Here is a 17,569-nt window from a genome sequence, read left to right as displayed (position 1 = left end):
GATTCAGACCGGCAACTCGCCGCGGCTGGCCTTGCGTTTGTACACCATGATGGTCAGCAGCAGCGGAACCACTACAGCAATCAGGATCGCCAGGGAATAGATCAGCCAGAATTGCGGTTTGATGGAGAGAATGCCCGGCAAACCGCCGACGCCGATGCCGTTGGCCATCACGCCGCTCAACCCGCAGATCAGGCCCGCGATGGCTGAGCCGATCATCGCGCACAGCATCGGGAAGCGGTATTTGAGGTTGATACCGTACATCGCCGGTTCGGTGACGCCGAGGTAGGCAGAAATTGCTGCCGGTACGGAGATCTCCCGCTCGTTGGCCTTGCGGCTGATAATGATGATACCGAGCACTGCCGAAGCCTGTGCGATGTTAGACAGCGCAATCAGCGGCCAGACCGGTGTGCCCCCCATGCTTTGGATCATCTGCATGTCGATTGCCAACGTGGTCTGATGCACACCGGTAATCACCAGCGGTGCATACAGGAAGCCGAACAGAGCAGCGCCGATCGGCGCAAAGCTGCCGGTCATCACCGCTTTCACCGCCCAGGCTACGCCATCGCCGATCATACGGCCAAACGGGCCGATCAGCGTGTGCGCCAGGAACACGGCCAGCAGCAGAGAAACCACCGGCACCACGACCAGATACAGATAATCCGGTACGATCTTTTTCAGTCGGGTTTCGATCCAGCCCAGCGTCAGGCCAGCGAGGATCGAGGGGATCACCTGTGCCTGATAGCCGACTTTCTGAATGGCAAACCAGCCGAAATTCCATACTTCCGGCACTTGCTGGCCGAGCAGGTAGGAGTTCATCAACTGTGGTGAAACCAGGGTAATCCCCATCACAATGCCGAGCACCGGCGTGCCGCCCATTTTTTTCACCGTTGACCAGCAGATAGCGACCGGCAGGTACATAAAGATGGCTTCACCGAGCAACCACAGGAAGTCGTAAATGGTTTTCCAGGCTGGATGCATTTGGGCCAGCGTTTGGCCGCCAGACATTGGGATATCGCCGATCACGTTGCGGAAACCGAGGATCAAACCACCACTGATCAGCGCAGGCAGGAGTGGGAAAAAGATTTCGGCGAAGTGAGAGATCGCGCGCTCGAACCAGGTCATGTTCTGGCGGGCGGCCAGTTTGGCCTGTTCTTTGTTGGCTTCGCTGCCGCCGGTAGTGGCAAGCAGTGCCTGGTAGTAATCGCCCACTTCCGGGCCAATCACCACTTGGAACTGCCCGGCATTGGTAAAGCAGCCTTTGACCATCCGCAGTTCTTCGATCGCTTTGGGATCGGCCTTGGCGGGATCGTTAAGCACGAAACGCAAGCGGGTAATACAGTGGCTGACGGTGGCGATATTCTCGCGGCCACCCACCAGCACAATCAGGCGATCAATATCCTGCTGCTGAACTTTACTCATGATGAAACCCTTTTGTAGGCGCAGAGGTGTGGATAAATAAAGCTTAGTCATTCGCTGGTTTTTATGAAATGGGAACGTTCCCATTTTGGGTTGGGGATCACAGAATGGGTCATGCCAGATGAAGCACCACGATTTTTGCGACAAAAGATGGCGAATTGACTTGTGTGATGCGATCTTTTATCGCAAGCTGTCAATGTCCTAAGCTGTATTGGATAGCTTTATCCTCGGTATCGCCAAGGATAGAATGTAGAGAAATTTTAATAGAATTAAGAGGTTATTCCATGACGACTGCAATTAGTGTTCGTCTCGATGGGGGCTTTGTTGAAGATGTGAAAGTACATGCTGAAGCGTCGAGCCGCAGCGTACCCAAGCAGATCGAGTATTGGGCCAAGATAGGCCGTATGGCCGAGGATAATCCCGACCTGCCATTCTCTTTCATCAGCGAAGCGTTGTTGGCCAAAAGCGAAGTTGATAATGGCAGAATGAAAAAGTATGAAAGAAGAACAGCAAGAACCGCCACAAAGGACGCGAAACAAGCTTGAGGTTTACGAAACCCGGCGCTTTGGTAAGGCGTTGGATAAGTTACACAAGGAAGTGTTACCGAGGGTAGAAGACGAGATTGATAAAATAATCGCCGAACCTGCCATGGGTGAGCAGAAGAAGGGCGACCTAAAGCATTTGCGGGTACACAAGTTTGTTATTGACGAGCAGTTGTACTTATTGGGCTATAGCTGGGTCGAGGATAAGCTGGTGTTGTATCTTATGACGCTTGGGTCACATGAGAACTTCTATGATGAGCAAAAAAAGCACCGCAAGAAAGATCTAAAGGACATCGAGAAGCTTCTTAAATAGAACCGAGCTTGGCGGTTCAGACTGCTGACAAAGCCCGTTATTAGGGGGAGCGCCCCTCGGTGCACTAGACCCGGGTATCTCGGGCTAAAAGATCACTTTGTCATCAAGCTCAACCGCCGCTTGGCGGTTTTTTCACAGAAGATTTTAATCAGGCCAGCTTGCTGGGAATAACGATCTGGCGGATGCCTAACTCACCGTTGAGCTGGCCCAGCAACTGTTGGGCCGCTTGCTGCCCGGCGGTACCATAACCCAGCTCGACCGACAACGTGTTGGGGAACAGAAAGTTAAGCAACGGGGTGTTACCGATAGCGCACACCTGTATGGGCGTAGCCAACTGCTGCAGGTATTTCATTGCGCCAAGGGCAATAGTGTCAGAGGCACACACCAGCGCGGTGGTGTGTGCCTCAATAACGCTGGCGGCCAGTTGGAAACCGCTTTGATAGCTTAATTCGCCCAGTGCGGTAATCGGTTGGAGCTTCAGCTTACGGCAGCTATCAAGGTAGGCCTGGTGACGGCGCATCCCGGTGGTGGCGTCAGCTTCCTGCACGCCGAGGTAGCTGATATGGCTATGGCCTTGTTTGCGTAAACGCTGCATCAGGAGCTGCACCGCGCCTTCATCGTCGTAACAAACGGAAGAAATACCGGGATACTCGCGTGCCATCACGACTATTTTTTCTTGCCAAGGCGTCAGCATGGCGGCGGTCAGGCCGGTAAAGCCGAACAGGATCACCCCATCGACGTTGCGTTGTTGCAGCACATGCAGGTGCTCCTGCACCAGCCGGGTTTCAAACTGGCTTTCCATCACAATCGGGTCAAAACCCTGCTGATACAGCAATGGCAGCATGGTGCGCACGGCCTGGTTTTCTGACGGAGAATCAAGGCGGGAAACGATAATTGCCACCACTTTGTCACTTTGGCCGCGCATGGCACGCGCCGACTTGGACGGTGTGAAACCGTGGCTACGGATTATTTCCTCCACCCGTTCACGGGTTTGCGGGCTTACGCTGCCTTCGTTATTCAGCACGCGCGAGACGGTGGATTTGCCTACTCCGCTCAGGCGGGCGATATCCTTGATTGTCAGCCGGTTTTGCATGGTCTCGTTGTCTTTAGGGTTAATAGGCTTGGGTTATGCCTGCCACAATAACGTATTTTTCTCCCCGGATCTTTGCGTAAAACAGAACGCTTGTGCCTGGGGAGAAGTCAGGCGCGCGCGAGTAAATCGGCATAAATCCCGCTCAGCACGCCCCCAGGTGCGAACTGCTTCTTGATCCACTGTGTGACCTGACCGGTCGCCGCATGCTGTGTGGCCAGCAACATACGTGAATCCTGCCGTGGGTTATGAATGTTGCGGATCACCAGTAAGCCTGCCGCCACCGCCTCAGCCACCATGTATTCCGGCAAAAAGCCGATCCCTTCCCCCAGAATCTGGCACTGGCACTTAGTGTTGAAGTCCGGCACCAGAATCGCTTCTTGACCATGCAGCAACCAGCCGACTTTTTTATTAATGGTATGTGCGGTGTCTTCCACCATGATGTTCGGATACAGCCGCAATTGGCTCTCGGATATGGGTTCCGGCATAAACGCCAGTGGGTGATCCGGCGCAATGGCGAACACCCAACGGATGGCACCAATTTCGGTGTAATCAATGCCGCCGCCATCCAGCAAAGTGCCGGGTGCGCCAATCGCCACATTGGCCTGATTATTAATGATGGAATCCCAAACGCCGTTGTATACCTCGGTGGTGACCGTGATATGGCAGGTAGGAAATTGCTTTTTCAGCACCTGCAATAGCCGGGCGGTATGGCGTGGCGTGTAGAGTAACTGGTTAATGCAGATGCGCATACGGGCTTCAATACCCTGTGAGATAGTATCGATGCCGCGCTTGATGGCGTGGAAATCATTCAGCAGATCGGTGGCTTTGCGGTAGAAATAGAAACCGGATTCGGTAAGTTCAATGCTACGGGTGTTGCGGTTAAACAGCACGACCCCCAAGCCGGTTTCCATGCGTTTAATGGTATAGCTGATGGCGGATGTCGTCAGGCCCAGTTCCTCTGCCGCCTTGCTGAAGCTGCCGAAGCGTGCCGTGATGGTAAAAGCCAACAGGTTCTCTTCGGTAAAAATGGAATGCATATATAGAACTCCGTAGCCAATCCCCTTGAGTTGGTGGATGCGGCGGTGTGAAACCCGGCGCATTCTCATGACTGAATATATTTGTAATTTCCCTTTTGAACAATCAGTCTTGAATAGGATTTAACACTGCCGTTACAACTGATTTGAAGAGAGTCACACTTCTGATTATTTGTTTGGGAGCTTATGTAGCCGGAGTTGAAAGCCGATCCATCACAGAACGGTTTCCCCGGCAAAAGCTCTGCAAATGCGCTAGAAAGCTTGCGCCGCCGCACATTTTGCCTCCATTGTTGAATATTATTCAATAATGCATCCCTTTGCGATGAATGATTCTTAAGCGGATGTTTTTCTTTTGCATCTGTTGTTATTCTCAGTACCCATCAAAAGTCACAAAAGCCCATCAGAGCAACGGGAGCCAGAATATGTCAGAGTCAGAGTTGATCACCGAATTTCTTTTTGCTGCGGAACAGGGCAACACCGATACCCTGAACAAATGCCTGGCTGCCGGTGTAGATATTAATATCACCAACCGTCAGGGGCGAACCGCAATTACGCTGGCCAGCCTGAATAAACATTATGACTGCGTGGCATTATTAATCTCTGCCGGTGCGGATATTGATAAACAAGACCAAACCTGTTTTAACCCTTTCCTGTTGAGTTGCCTGAATAACGATCTGACCTTGCTGCGTTTGATATTGCCAGCCAAGCCGGATCTGGATCGTTTAACGCGTTTTGGTGGCGTCGGCATTACCCCGGCCAGTGAGAAAGGGCATGTTGAAATTGTGCGTGAATTATTAATACACACCGATATTAACGTCAATCACACCAATTTTGTCGGCTGGACGCCGCTGCTGGAAGCGATCGTGCTCAATGACGGCGGAGCCAAACAGCAGGAAATCGTTAAATTGCTGCTCGATCATGGCGCTAATCCTCATATGACCGATAAATATGGCAAGACACCGCTGACGCTGGCACGTGAAAAAGGCTATCACCCAATCGCTGAACTGCTGGTTGCCGCAGGCGCTTAGCAGAAGGAGGACACCATCGCACGGCCATACAGGCAGTGCATTACGGCGCTATCGGCAGAAGGGGCATTCCCCCGCCAGGGGCTAAATGGGCAGGTCGAACAGGTGTTTACCCGCGCGGTAAACCTGTTCGTTCCAGAGCGCAACATGCTCTACACCTTATTAAGTGACGAGTACGATAACGCCCCTAATAGTTGCCGCATAGCGCTCAGGCACTGTGACAGAATATTTAGCCCCGGTGAACGGGTGCAGTTTTTTCCGGCGGGTATTGAAATTGGTCAGAATAAGTGGATTGATTTTTCCCACTGTGATTTATGGCAACCGCCTGAGCTACATTTAACCGACGAAAGTATAAGGTGCATTCATTGGAGGCAATGGGGGGAATGGATTAATCAGCAGGCAATATCAGGCAATTCACTTTTTCATTATTGTGGTGAAAATATATTTCACCAGGAAATAGCCAGATTATTACAGCGTAACCGTGAAGAGTTGCTGAGAGCAATAAGGCATAACGAGTCACCTGACAAGGCAATATATTCCCTGATGGGTTTAGGGATGGGTTTAACACCTTCTGGTGATGATTATCTGGTTGGGCTGTGCGTGATATTACTGATTTCAGGCCATCCGGCACAAAAGTATCGCGAAACTTTTCTTGCCGTGCTGAAAAGCGCACAAGAGAAAACCACGCTGTTGAGCGCAATTACGTTAGAGGCGGCAATTAATCAACGCTATCGGCAGGTCATTGGCAATCTGATAGTAAAAATAGTGCGTGACGATAGTCACCTCATTCTTCACACCATTAACGAGATTAAAAAGATCGGCTCAAGTTCAGGTTACGACATGCTGCATGGCATGGCGGATGCCTGCCTCTTGACCTCATATTTTGGAGAGCAATATGCCCATCAGGATCATGGTTAAAAAGAACACCTGGTTTGATTCCGTCTCACTGATGTCGATCTCAACCAAAGCCAACAAATTGGACGGGGTTGAGCAGGCGTTTGTGGCAATGGCCACTGAAATGAACAAAGGGGTGTTGCAGAACCTGGGGTTGTTAACCCCGGAGCTTGAAGCGGCCAAAAACGGCGACCTGATGATCGTCATCAAAGGGGCCAGCGAAGAGGCTAACGAAGCCACGCTGCAAGCGATTGAAGCGTTATTCACCCATAAGGATAAAGGCACCCGGCACGAGGCACGCTATGCCACATTGGCCAGCGCCAAGGCCAATATCCCGGAGAGCAATCTGGCAGTGATTGCGGTCAACGGCCTGTATGCGGCGCGCGAAGCCCGCCAGGCGTTGGAGAACAACCTCAATGTGATGCTGTTTTCCGATAACGTCTCGATTGACGATGAGCTGGCGCTGAAACAGTTGGCGCATGAAAAAGGGCTGTTGATGATGGGGCCAGATTGCGGTACCGCGATCATCAACGGCGCGGCGCTGTGCTTTGGCAATGTGGTGCGCCGGGGCAACATCGGCATCATCGGCGCATCCGGCACTGGCAGCCAGGAACTGAGCGTGCGCATCCACGAGTTTGGCGGCGGTATTTCGCAACTGATTGGCACTGGCGGGCGCGATCTGAGCGAGAAGATTGGCGGCCTGATGATGCTCGACGCTTTGCAAATGCTGGAGGAAGACCGCGAAACTGCGGTGATCGTGCTGATCTCCAAGCCGCCAGCGCCCGCAGTGGCGCGCAAAGTGCTGGAACGCGCCCGTACCTGCCGCAAGCCGGTGGTGGTCTGTTTCCTTGGCCGCAACGCCCCGCCTGCCGACGAGGATGGGTTGCAGTTTGCCCGCGCCACCAAAGAAGCGGCGCTAAAAGCGGTGTTGCTCACCGGTATCAAGCAGGAATCCCTCGATCTCCACCCGCTCAACTGGCCGCTGATTGAAGAAGTGCGCGCCAAGCTGACGCCGCAGCAAAAATACATTCGCGGCCTGTTCTGCGGTGGCACCCTGTGTGATGAGGCGATGTTCGCCGCACTGGAAAAATACCGCGACGTTTACAGCAATATCCAACCTGACCCGGCGATGCGCCTGAAAGACCTGAACCAGAGCGTGGCGCACACCTTCCTCGACTTTGGCGACGACGATTTCACCAACGGCAAACCACACCCGATGATCGATCCGACCAACCGTATCAGCCGCCTGCTGCAAGAGGCGCGCGATCCTGAAGTTGGCGTGATCGTGATGGACTTTGTGCTCGGCTTTGGTGCTCACGACGATCCGGTGGGGGTGATGATCGAGGCGATCAAAGAGGCCAAGGCGATTGCTGCCCGTGAAAAACGGCCACTGGAGATCCTGGGTTATGTGCTGGGGACCGATCTTGATACGCCATCGCTGCAACAGCAATGCCAGATGCTCACCGACACGGGCGTGATCTGGGCGAGCAGCAGCACCAATACTGGCCTGCTGGCGCGTGAATTTGTCTGCAAAGGGGAGAAAGCCTGATGAGCCATACCTTATTTAACCAGCCGCTGAACGTGATTAATGTGGGTCTTGCGATGTTCAGTGACGATCTCAAGAAACAGCATGTTCCAGTGACCCACCTTGACTGGACGCCGCCGGGGCAGGGCAACCTGGCGGTGATTGAAGCGCTGGATCAGATCGCTTCGCCAGCCCTTGCCGACAAAATTGCTGCGGCAAACCAACTGGCGCTGGAACGTATTATTCAGTCACACCCGGTGCTGGTGGGCTACGACCAGGCAATTAACGTGGTGCCGGGCATGACGCGCCACACCATTTTGCACGCCGGTCCGCCGATCAGTTGGGAAAAGATGTGCGGTGCGATGAAAGGCGCGGTAACCGGTGCGCTGGTGTTTGAAGGGCTGGCTGCCAATCTGGACGACGCGGCTAAGCTGGCGGCTTCTGGCGAAATCATCTTCTCGCCGTGCCACGAACATGATTGCGTGGGCTCGATGGCGGGTGTCACGTCCGCTTCCATGTTTATGCACATCGTCGAGAACAAAACCTACGGCAACCGCGCGTATACCAATATGAGCGAGCAAATGGCGAAGATCCTGCGCATGGGGGCCAACGATCAGAGCGTGATCGATCGCCTGAACTGGATGCGTGATGTGCAAGGCCCGATGCTGCGCGACGCCATGAAGCTGGCGGGGGAGATCGATCTGCGGCTGATGCTGGCTCAGGCGCTGCATATGGGTGACGAATGCCATAACCGCAATAACGCCGGTACCTCGCTGCTGATCCAGGCGCTGACGCCGTGGATTATTCAGACCGGTTACCCGGTGGATCAACAGCGTGAGGTATTCGACTTTGTCGCCAGCAGCGATTACTTCTCTGGCCCGACCTGGATGGCGATGTGCAAAGCGGCGATGGATGCGGCGCACGGCATTGAGTACAGCACCGTAGTCACCACCATGGCGCGCAACGGCGTGGAGTTTGGCCTGCGCATCAGCGGGTTGCCGGGGCAGTGGTTTACCGGCCCGGCGCAGCAGGTGATCGGCCCGATGTTTGCCGGTTACAAAGAGGAAGACTCGGGGCTGGACATCGGCGACAGCGCGATTACCGAAACCTACGGTATTGGCGGTTTCGCCATGGCGACGGCACCCGCGATTGTCGCACTGGTGGGCGGCACGGTGGATGAGGCAATCGACTTCTCGCGCCAGATGCGCGAAATCACCCTGGGCGAAAACCCCAACGTCACCATTCCACTGCTGTCGTTTATGGGGATCCCGACGGCGATCGACATCACCAAGGTCGGTAGTAGCGGCATTCTACCGGTGATTAACACCGCTATCGCGCACAAAGATGCCGGGATCGGCATGATCGGTGCCGGGATTGTGCATCCGCCGTTCGCCTGTTTTGAGCTGGCGTTGCTGGGTTATCGCGATCGCTACTACTCATAACCCCGTCGTCTTTCAAGCCGCAGCGTTGTTACCTGCGCTAACTCACCCCAGTCACTTACCTGATTAAGCTCCTGGGGATGAGTTAGCTTGGTGCCTAGCTGCAACTTGAAATCCATAGGGGATAACAATAACAGGGGCTCTAGCCCCAAAGTAGCGAACCAACACCAGAACCAGAATGTTGTTCACCTGCAGGACCGATAGCGATCCCGTGGATCGTAGAGCGTGTTTTAACGACCTGTGAAGGATAGCCCATGAACAGAATAAAATTAGAGTGGAAACGCGGTGACTGGGCAGCCTATTTTGGGCTGATGACCAATAACCTGACCAACCTGCTCACCATGATGGGGTTGCTCATCTTTGTGGTGGGGATTCCGAAAGAGATTGTGTACGGGCGTATTGCCCCGGCCTTTGGGCTGGCGGTACTGCTGGCCAGCATCTGTTACACCTGGTTTGGCCTGCAGATGGCGCGCCAGACCGGGCGCACCGATGTCACTGCGCTGCCGTCTGGCCCCAGCGCGCCGTCAATTTTTACCGTCACCTTTCTGGTGCTGATGCCGGTGTATCAACAAACCGGCGATGCTGACTTTGCTATTCAGATCGGCCTGGTGTGGTGCTTTGTAGAAGCGCTGATCCTGGTGGGCGGCTCGTTCCTGGGCGAAACCATCCGCAAGATGATACCGCGTACCGTGCTGCTCTCTTGCCTGTCTGGTCTTGGGCTGTTGTTACTGGCGATGAACCCGATGCTGCAGGCGTTCGAAGCGCCGACCGTCTCGTTTATCGTGCTGCTGCTGATCTTTATCAATTGGTTCGGCAAAAAGCCGATCTTTGCGCGTATTCCCACCGGTTTATTGCTGCTGCTGGCCGGTACTGCGCTGGCCTGGATCTCCGGCCTGCAAAGCCCGGAAGCGATTAAAGCGTCGATGTCTTCTTTTGGTTTCAACCCGCCAAGTGTGCATGTGGATAGCTTCCTGCAGGGCTTGCCGCACGCACTGCCGTACCTGGCTTCTGCCGTGCCTCTCGGTTTGGCGAACTATATCTTTGACCTGGAGAACATCGAAAGTGCGCACGCGGCGGGGGATAACTACAACACCCGCAAGGTGATGATGGCCAACGGCCTCTCTTCAATGCTTGGCTGCCTGATGGGCAACCCGTTCCCTGTGACTGTTTACGTGGGGCACGCAGGTTGGAAAGCGATGGGAGCCAGCATTGGCTACACGTTGGCGTCTGGCGTCACCATGTTTATCGTGCCGCTATTCGGGCTCGGTGCCTTTATGTTGGCGGTGATTCCAATGACCGCGATTGTGCCGATTCTGGTGTTTATCGGTGTGGTGACGGCTAATCAGGTGGTGAGAGAAACACCAAAAGTGGAGGTGCCGGTGATCTTCATCTGCCTGTTCCCGTGGATCGCCAACTGGGCGTTGACCATGGTCAACAGCGTGATGGGGGCGGCGGGCACCTCGGCGGCCAAACTGGGCACCGAACTGTTACACAGCAAAGGTGTGTACTATCAGGGTTTGGTACATCTGGGCAACGGTGCGCCGCTTGCCAGCATGCTGTGGGGCTGTATCGCTATTTTCGCCATCATGAATAAACCTCTGCGCGGTGCGATAGCGGCGGCAACGGGGGCGCTGCTGGCGCTATTCGGTATCATCCATTCGCCGATGGTTGGCTTTGCAGCGGGGAACTCGCTACTGTTCGTGGTGGCCTATCTGATGATGGCAGGCATGTTTGTGGTGAAACACTTCCTTGATAGCCGCGAAGAGGTGCCTGTGGTGGCACAGGAACCCAGCAAAACCACGTAATGCCAGTTTTCAGGCGCGAGAGTCAATTTGTGGCACGTTCAGCCCCCTTTCTTTGGGGAGAGGACGTTGAACGGATAGGCAGTATTTCTTATCGGATAAAACAGATGAAAGAACTTGTAGTCGTTGCCATCGGTGGCAACAGCATTATCAAAGATAACGCCAGCCAGTCGATTGAACATCAGGTTGAGGCGGTAAAAGCGGTCGCTGAATCGGTGCTGGAGATGCTGGCATCGGATTATGACATTGTGCTCACCCACGGCAACGGCCCGCAGGTGGGGCTGGATTTACGCCGTGCGGAAATTGCTCATGAGTCTGAAGGGTTGCCGCTGACTCCGCTGGCCAACTGTGTGGCGGATACTCAGGGCGGCATTGGTTATCTCATTCAGCAGGCGCTCAACAACCGGTTGGCGCTGCGCGGCGCGCAGAAAGCGGTAACGGTGGTGACACAGGTAGAAGTGGATAAAAACGACCCTGGATTTGCCCATCCCACTAAACCGATTGGCGCTTTCTTCAGTGCATCACAGCGTGATGCGTTACTGCAGCAGCAACCGACCTGGCGCTTTGTGGAAGATGCTGGGCGCGGCTATCGCCGGGTGGTGGCTTCACCGGAGCCCAAACAAATTGTAGAAGCCGATGCGATCAAAGTACTCGCGCAGCAAGGGTTTGTGGTAATTGGCGTGGGCGGCGGCGGTATCCCGGTGATCCGTGATGCTCGGGGGGATTATCAGAGCGTGGACGCGGTGATTGATAAAGATCTTTCTACCGCGTTGCTGGCGCGGGAGATCCGTGCCGATGTCCTGGTGATTACCACTGGGGTAGAGAAGGTGTGCATTCACTTCGGCAAACCGAATCAGCGCGCGCTTGACCGGGTGAATGTGGCAGAGATGACAGGTTATATGGAAGAAGGGCATTTTCCACCCGGCAGTATGTTGCCTAAAATTGCTGCCAGCCTGGCGTTTTTACGCGCAGGTGGAAAACGTGTGGTGATCACTACGCCGGAATGTTTGCCTGCCGCACTGCGCGGTGAAACGGGTACCCATATCGTCAACATCTGAGAGGGAAAGAAAGATGAATGAGAATAGCAGCCGTCGTGAGTTTCTGAGCCGGAGTGGCAAAATGGCTGCCGCCTGTGCGCTGTTGGGGGCCACGACCTCTGTGGGGTATGCCGCGACGACGGCAAAGGCCGAGGCGGGTGCGCGGATGAAGATTACTGACTCGTACTACTATCTGGATAACGTGCTGCTGGAGGCGGGGTTTGAGTTTGATGGTGGGACTACGCCGGTCAGCACCCGCACTGAGCTGAAAACCCTGGAGATCAACCAGAGCAAGATTGTTGCTTTGCGCGATAACCGCCAGCACCCGAACGGTGCATTACCGGCTTATGATGCGGGCGGTAAACTGATGCTGCCCGCGATGCGCGATATGCATATCCACCTGGACAAAACTTTTTACGGCGGCCCGTGGCGCGCGCTCAACCGCCCGGCGGGTACCACCATCAAGGATATGATCGCGCTGGAGCAAAAACTGCTGCCTGAACTGCAACCCTTTACGCAGGAACGAGCAGAAAAGCTGATCGACCTGATTCAGTCGTTCGGTTCCACCATTGCCCGCAGCCATTGCAACGTTGAACCCACCTCGGGGCTGAAAAACCTGGAAAACCTGCAGGCGGTGCTGGCGCGCCGTCAGTCAGGTTTCAGCTGTGAGATCGTGGCTTTTCCACAGCATGGTCTGCTGTTTTCCAAGTCAGAACCGCTGATGCGCGAAGCGATGCAGGCCGGGGCGCATTATGTGGGCGGACTGGATCCCACCAACGTCGATGGGGCGATGGAAAAGTCTCTGGATACCATGTTCCAGATCGCCTTGGACTATAACAAAGGCGTGGATATCCATCTGCACGAAACCAGCCCGGCGGGGATGGCGGCGATCAATTACATGCTGGATACCGTGGAGAAAACGCCACAGTTGAAAGGCAAGCTGACCATCAGCCACGCCTTTGCGCTGGCGACGCTGAATGAACAGCAGGTTGATGAGGCGGCGCACCGTATGGCAGCGCAGCAGGTCACGATCGCCAGTTCGGTGCCGATCGGCACGCTGCATATGCCGCTCAGCCAGTTGCGCGACAAGGGCGTATTCGTGATGACCGGCACCGACAGCGTGATCGACCATTGGTCGCCGTATGGCCTGGGGGACATGCTGGAAAAGGCCAATCTGTATGCGCAACTCTACATTCGCCCGAACGAGAAAACCCTGTCGCGCGCGCTGGCGGTGGCTACCGGTGATGTATTGCCGCTGAACGACAAAGGTGAACGCGTGTGGCCAAAAGCGCAGGACGACGCCAGCTTTGTGCTGGTGGACGCCTCTTGTTCTGCCGAGGCAGTAGCACGCATTTCACCGAGAACGGCCACCTTCCACAAGGGTGAAATGGTGTGGGGGCGTGTTGGACAGGACAGCAAAGCCTGATTGTCTGATGTTTTCAGAGCCCAATATTGGGCTCTGCATCCGTGCAGTTTGTGGCGTTCAGTGGCCGTATTGGCCCGTTGCTACTCAGAACTGCCATTGCAGGGTGAAACCCAGGTTCACCGAGCTGGTATCAAAGTTTTTAGGCTTGGCGATGGGCGTGCCGATAAACGCGTCGTAGCTGATGCCACTGATGCCCCCCCTGAGGCCAATCACACCGCCAGCGAGATGGCCCGAAGTAAACGCGTTATTGCTGGCGCTGACCTTACCGTAGTCAATCCCGGTATAGAGTTGCTGGTTCAGCTTAGGCAGGTTCAGGTTGATATCATTACGCAGATAGCCGCCTTTGTTTGCCGACAGATTAAGCTCCCCATCAAAGCCACGTACCGTCCAGCGGTTGCCGATGCTGAACTGATCCTGGGTTGCCAGTTGATCGGGGCTGTACTGTTGCTGATAGCGGGGTTGATAACTCATTGATTGCCCCAGCAGGGTAAAAGGAATCAAGGCGCTGACATCAAGATTAACGATACGGCTTGTTGAGTTGGCGTTGGGCTGCTGTTGAGCGCCAAACCAGGAGGTGTTGCGCTGGTAGCTTATCATCGCATCCAGGATTGATTGGCCGACATAATGGCGATGGTTCAGCCTGGCGATCACGTTGGTGGCGTCCCGATCCTGAATGCCCAGTCTGTTGTCATTCAGATAATAGCGGGCGTTATTCTTTAATAGCTGAATACTGACGGTGTTTTTTTGGCTCTCGTTACGGTACAGCAAGCGATTCACTTTCAGGCTAAGGTTGTCGCTTTTACCCTGATATTGAACGTCGGCCCAGAGACCAGAAATCCGTTGCAGGTATTCATTGTGGCTGGCGTACAGATCCAGTGACCAGAAACCATAGGGCACCGAGTAGTACATCGAGGCGGTTTTTGAGTTGTGCCACTGCTGAAAATGCAAATCGCGCCCGGTGGCCACATAGAACAGATCGTTGAGCGAGGCAGGGTTATCCAGATAGAGAGCGACACCCGCCTGGTAACGCCCGGTGTATCGGCTGCCTGAATCGTCGAACCACCCGCCAATACGCCAGGAAGAGGATTGGGTGCGCTGGATTTCAATATCGGTACCACCCGCCGCTTCGCCGGGGCGCAGGACCACGTTCGCGTCGGCACCGGGGATGCGTTGGATATTTTCCAAGCCCTGTTCGATAGCGCGCAGATCCAGAATATCGCCCTGGCGGCTCGGGAAGGTGGTCGACAGATTGGCGTGTTTATCACTGTCATCACTGAACCTGATGTTACCCACCACCCCGGATAACACGATCAGGGTCAGCACCCCGTGATTCAAATCCTGCTGAGGAAGAACCACCCGAGTCGTGATATATCCATGCCCGATGAGTTTGTTCTGTATGGTCGTGGCCAAGGTGCGGATGCCCTCAATCCCCAGGCAGCGTTTTTCTGCCTGTTCGGTGAGCTTTCTCAACGGGATCCAGTGCGGGATTTTATTGTCTTTTTCAAGAACCACCTGATTGATTTGAAAGCAGTTGGCTTCTTCAGGGAAAATAATCTTTGAACTTTGAACCCCACTACCGGTTGCGCGCACGTCTTTACCCTGCGTTTCCAGTTGGTGATAACGCGCTTTCTCTTGTTCTTGCTGATGATTGACTTGCTGTTCAAGCCGTTGAACATTTTCCGCGCCCTGAGAGCTAAAAACCCAACATGCCCACAATAGAGAGCAAGAAAAACGAACATGCATAGATCTACGTCCTTATAGTGCAGTGTGTGACTCTGAGAGCAGGATCTCGGGCGGCCCTGTGCAAGGGCCGCCAATTAAGTGATTACTTATAGATTGAGATAGGGCCGTTTATGGTGCCATTACTGGAGAAAACACCTGTTGGAGCCAGTACAAACTGCACGCCAGCAGGGCTGCTGATAATGGATTTAGTCTGGTTATAGAAACTACGGGTGTTAATGGTGGTCAGGCCATTTGAAGAGGACAGGGTACCGTAGTTATAGATATAACCGTTTACCGCGTTGATATTCAGCCCTTGCTTCCCGCTCAGGTTACCGTAATGGCTATAGCTGCCTGATAAAGTCAGATTGGCTTTTTCTTCCGCGTCGATATTACCGTTGCTGTTGGCGATCGAATTGGCGGTAACGACCGTATCACCGCGTGATTTGAGCGTACCACTGGTATTATCCAGACTGTTGGTTGTCAGCATAATACTCTTATCACTCTCCATCAGGCTGTAATTGTTTCTCAATGAGTAGGAGGCATTGGCAACAATATCCCCCCGTGATGATATCCACCCATAGTTGTTGTTGATGGTGCTGGAGATTAAGGTCATGCCACCGAACCCGCTTGACAGCTCGGCATCATAGGCGTTTCTGCTCGGGCTATAGTTAGTGAGCGTACCGCCGTTGGTATTGATATTGAGGTAATTACCTGCCGTTATACGGCCAGTAGTGTTATTGAGGCTATAGCTGTTAATAAACAGGTCGTTTGCGCTGCTAATGGCGCCATTGGTGTTATCCAGCGTATTCTTATTGGTGCTGATGGTGGTGTTATTTAATGAACGTACTAATCCCGCGTTATTATTCAAGGTGCCAATATTAAGGGCAACTTCTCCACGCGCATCAATGGTGCCTTTGGTATTGTACAGCGCATACCCGGCGGTATTGATATCAATACGCCCCACTTGGCTGACAATCATGCCACTGGTGTTATCCAAGGTATTGGACGAGATCACGACTCCGCGATCGCCACGGATTACCCCTCCGGTATTGGTTAACGTTCTGCCATATCCGTAGGTATACGGGTCATAGCGCATATTCACAGTACCATTGCTTTGAATGTTACCATATTTATTATCTATATTACCGCTGGCGATAGTGATATTGCCCGTGCTATCTCCACCCGCCTGAAGAATGCCGCCGCCGTTGCTGAGCATGCCTTTGGCCAGATCGATGTTAAGGTTACCCGCTGCCTTAATAACACCGTTCGATGTATTATCCAGCGCGTAACCATAAGCGTAGTAATAACCATTGCTGGCGTTTCTGCCGCGCATGGTGTCGATATTGATATTATTTACTGCGGTAATGGCACCTTTATTATTCAGAATACCATCGCTGCTGATATTAACATCACCCAATGCCGCGCCAATATTCCCTGCGTTACGCACGCCTATGCCGCGATCGGTACTCACCAGAGTGATTTTGTTGGCATACATCCCACCCAATTTGGCGACATCGATCGCGACAGCAGGTGCACCACTGGCGGGAGTCAGAGCCCCAATCTGGGTATTATCTGCGTTAACGTTATTGCGGCCAGCGGTCACTTTCAGGTCTTTGGCACGGATATCCGCATTGATTTGCACGGCACGCGCGATCACGTCGGTGTAAGTGGTGTCCGCAGCATTCAGGCCGTTACCATTAACGACGATAGTGCCTTTTTCTACGGTATAGCCGAGCAGGCTGCCATTGGCGACCTGCGGTTTACCGGTGGTCAGCGTGGCGCGTTCCGTATTGATAAAGCCACAGCCGCTACAGGTAATCCCCGACGGGTTGGCCACGATCACCTGAGCCTTTTGGCCCGCCACTTCCATCATGCCATTCAACTGGCTTGCCTTGGTGGAATTGACTTCGTTGAGGATGATAGAGGCCGAACCGCCCGCCATATTGGCGTTCCCGGCAATCACGCCAGAAAGTTGAGTGGTTGAATTGGCAGCGCTGTTATTCAGAACAACGCCACCTCTGTCTACGTCGAATTGCGTATAGATATTGTGAGAAACGCCGCCTTTGCCTGCAGCGTTGATGTTAACAACGGTACTGCCATTCGCACCGGCATTGACTGCCGGGCCGCCGAGTGGAGGGGCGGATGCAATAATGGTCGCGTGCGCTACTGCTCCCCAAGCCATCAGGCTAAAAAAACAAATAGGAGAGAGTTTGGCAATAAGTTGTTTTTTATTTTTGCTCATTAAAATAAATTCCTTGTCACTAATTACTTATTAGCAATGCCATTATTGAATTACTTTAA

The 17,569-nt window shown here is 53.8% G+C and carries 14 protein-coding genes; 8 read left to right on the top strand and 6 right to left on the bottom strand.

Annotated features, from left to right (window positions below):
* Nucleotides 1-3: 3 nt before the first annotated feature.
* Nucleotides 4-1,419, bottom strand: coding sequence for a PTS trehalose transporter subunit IIBC (gene treB / locus IV04_RS01070; protein ID WP_037400411.1), 1,416 nt, complete (start codon nt 1,417-1,419; stop codon nt 4-6).
* Between the two features lie 281 nt (nt 1,420-1,700).
* On the opposite strand from treB, the gene IV04_RS24920 reads away from it, so the two are divergent.
* Nucleotides 1,701-1,961: a hypothetical protein gene (locus tag IV04_RS24920; RefSeq protein ID WP_072010801.1), complete on the top strand. Its 261-nt coding sequence runs from the start codon at nt 1,701-1,703 to the stop codon at nt 1,959-1,961.
* A complete protein-coding gene (locus tag IV04_RS01065; protein ID WP_037400413.1) occupies nt 1,912-2,271 on the top strand; it encodes a type II toxin-antitoxin system RelE/ParE family toxin in 360 nt (119 codons plus the stop codon). The genes IV04_RS24920 and IV04_RS01065 overlap by 50 nt, the downstream gene beginning before the upstream one ends.
* 148 nt (nt 2,272-2,419) lie before the next feature.
* On the opposite strand, the gene treR is transcribed toward IV04_RS01065, so the two are convergent.
* Both treR and IV04_RS01055 read right to left on the bottom strand, forming a co-directional pair.
* The gene (treR, locus tag IV04_RS01060) at nt 2,420-3,364 is read right to left on the bottom strand and encodes a trehalose operon repressor TreR (protein ID WP_037400414.1); all 945 of its coding nucleotides are present in this window, start codon (nt 3,362-3,364) and stop codon (nt 2,420-2,422) included.
* A 107-nt stretch (nt 3,365-3,471) separates the two neighbouring features.
* Nucleotides 3,472-4,401: a LysR substrate-binding domain-containing protein gene (locus IV04_RS01055; RefSeq protein ID WP_037400418.1), complete on the bottom strand. Its 930-nt coding sequence runs from the start codon at nt 4,399-4,401 to the stop codon at nt 3,472-3,474.
* Nucleotides 4,402-4,820: 419 nt separating this feature from the next.
* On the opposite strand from IV04_RS01055, the gene IV04_RS01050 reads away from it, so the two are divergent.
* From IV04_RS01050 to IV04_RS01035, 4 genes are all read left to right on the top strand, one after another.
* Nucleotides 4,821-5,426, top strand: a complete 606-nt coding sequence (locus IV04_RS01050; protein WP_037400421.1) for an ankyrin repeat domain-containing protein — start codon at nt 4,821-4,823, stop codon at nt 5,424-5,426.
* Nucleotides 5,427-5,528: 102 nt separating this feature from the next.
* Nucleotides 5,529-6,341, top strand: a complete 813-nt coding sequence (locus IV04_RS01045; RefSeq protein WP_231566283.1) for a DUF2877 domain-containing protein — start codon at nt 5,529-5,531, stop codon at nt 6,339-6,341.
* Nucleotides 6,319-7,866 (top strand): acyl-CoA synthetase FdrA, encoded by a 1,548-nt coding sequence (fdrA, locus tag IV04_RS01040; RefSeq protein ID WP_037400426.1) that lies wholly within the window; start codon nt 6,319-6,321, stop codon nt 7,864-7,866. Before IV04_RS01045 ends, fdrA begins: the two co-directional genes overlap by 23 nt.
* Nucleotides 7,866-9,284, top strand: a complete 1,419-nt coding sequence (locus IV04_RS01035) for a DUF1116 domain-containing protein (RefSeq protein WP_037400429.1) — start codon at nt 7,866-7,868, stop codon at nt 9,282-9,284. The genes fdrA and IV04_RS01035 overlap by 1 nt, the downstream gene beginning before the upstream one ends.
* 845 nt (nt 9,285-10,129) lie before the next feature.
* Here IV04_RS01035 and IV04_RS27080 read toward each other — a convergent pair.
* Nucleotides 10,130-10,351, bottom strand: a complete 222-nt coding sequence (locus tag IV04_RS27080; RefSeq protein WP_369794858.1) for a hypothetical protein — start codon at nt 10,349-10,351, stop codon at nt 10,130-10,132.
* An 839-nt stretch (nt 10,352-11,190) separates the two neighbouring features.
* On the opposite strand from IV04_RS27080, the gene IV04_RS01025 reads away from it, so the two are divergent.
* Together IV04_RS01025 and IV04_RS01020 are read left to right on the top strand one after the other, a co-directional pair.
* A complete protein-coding gene (locus IV04_RS01025; protein WP_037400435.1) occupies nt 11,191-12,141 on the top strand; it encodes a carbamate kinase family protein in 951 nt (316 codons plus the stop codon).
* 13 nt (nt 12,142-12,154) lie between these two features.
* Nucleotides 12,155-13,546 carry an amidohydrolase family protein gene (locus IV04_RS01020; protein WP_037400438.1) on the top strand — a complete coding sequence of 464 codons (1,392 nt, stop codon included), beginning with the start codon at nt 12,155-12,157 and terminating at the stop codon, nt 13,544-13,546.
* 84 nt (nt 13,547-13,630) lie between these two features.
* Here the strand turns inward: IV04_RS01020 and IV04_RS01015 are convergent, their stop codons facing one another.
* On the bottom strand, nt 13,631-15,289 hold the full coding sequence (locus IV04_RS01015; RefSeq protein WP_037400441.1) for a ShlB/FhaC/HecB family hemolysin secretion/activation protein: 1,659 nt from the start codon (nt 15,287-15,289) through the stop codon (nt 13,631-13,633).
* An 82-nt stretch (nt 15,290-15,371) separates the two neighbouring features.
* On the bottom strand, nt 15,372-17,510 hold the full coding sequence (locus IV04_RS01010; protein WP_037400444.1) for a filamentous hemagglutinin N-terminal domain-containing protein: 2,139 nt from the start codon (nt 17,508-17,510) through the stop codon (nt 15,372-15,374).
* Nucleotides 17,511-17,569: the final 59 nt, after the last annotated feature.

This window comes from Serratia sp. Ag1 (genome assembly GCF_000743355.1).
In the GTDB taxonomy this organism is placed as follows: Bacteria; Pseudomonadota; Gammaproteobacteria; order Enterobacterales; family Enterobacteriaceae; genus Chania.
This window is presented reverse-complemented; position numbering and strand designations above follow the sequence as displayed.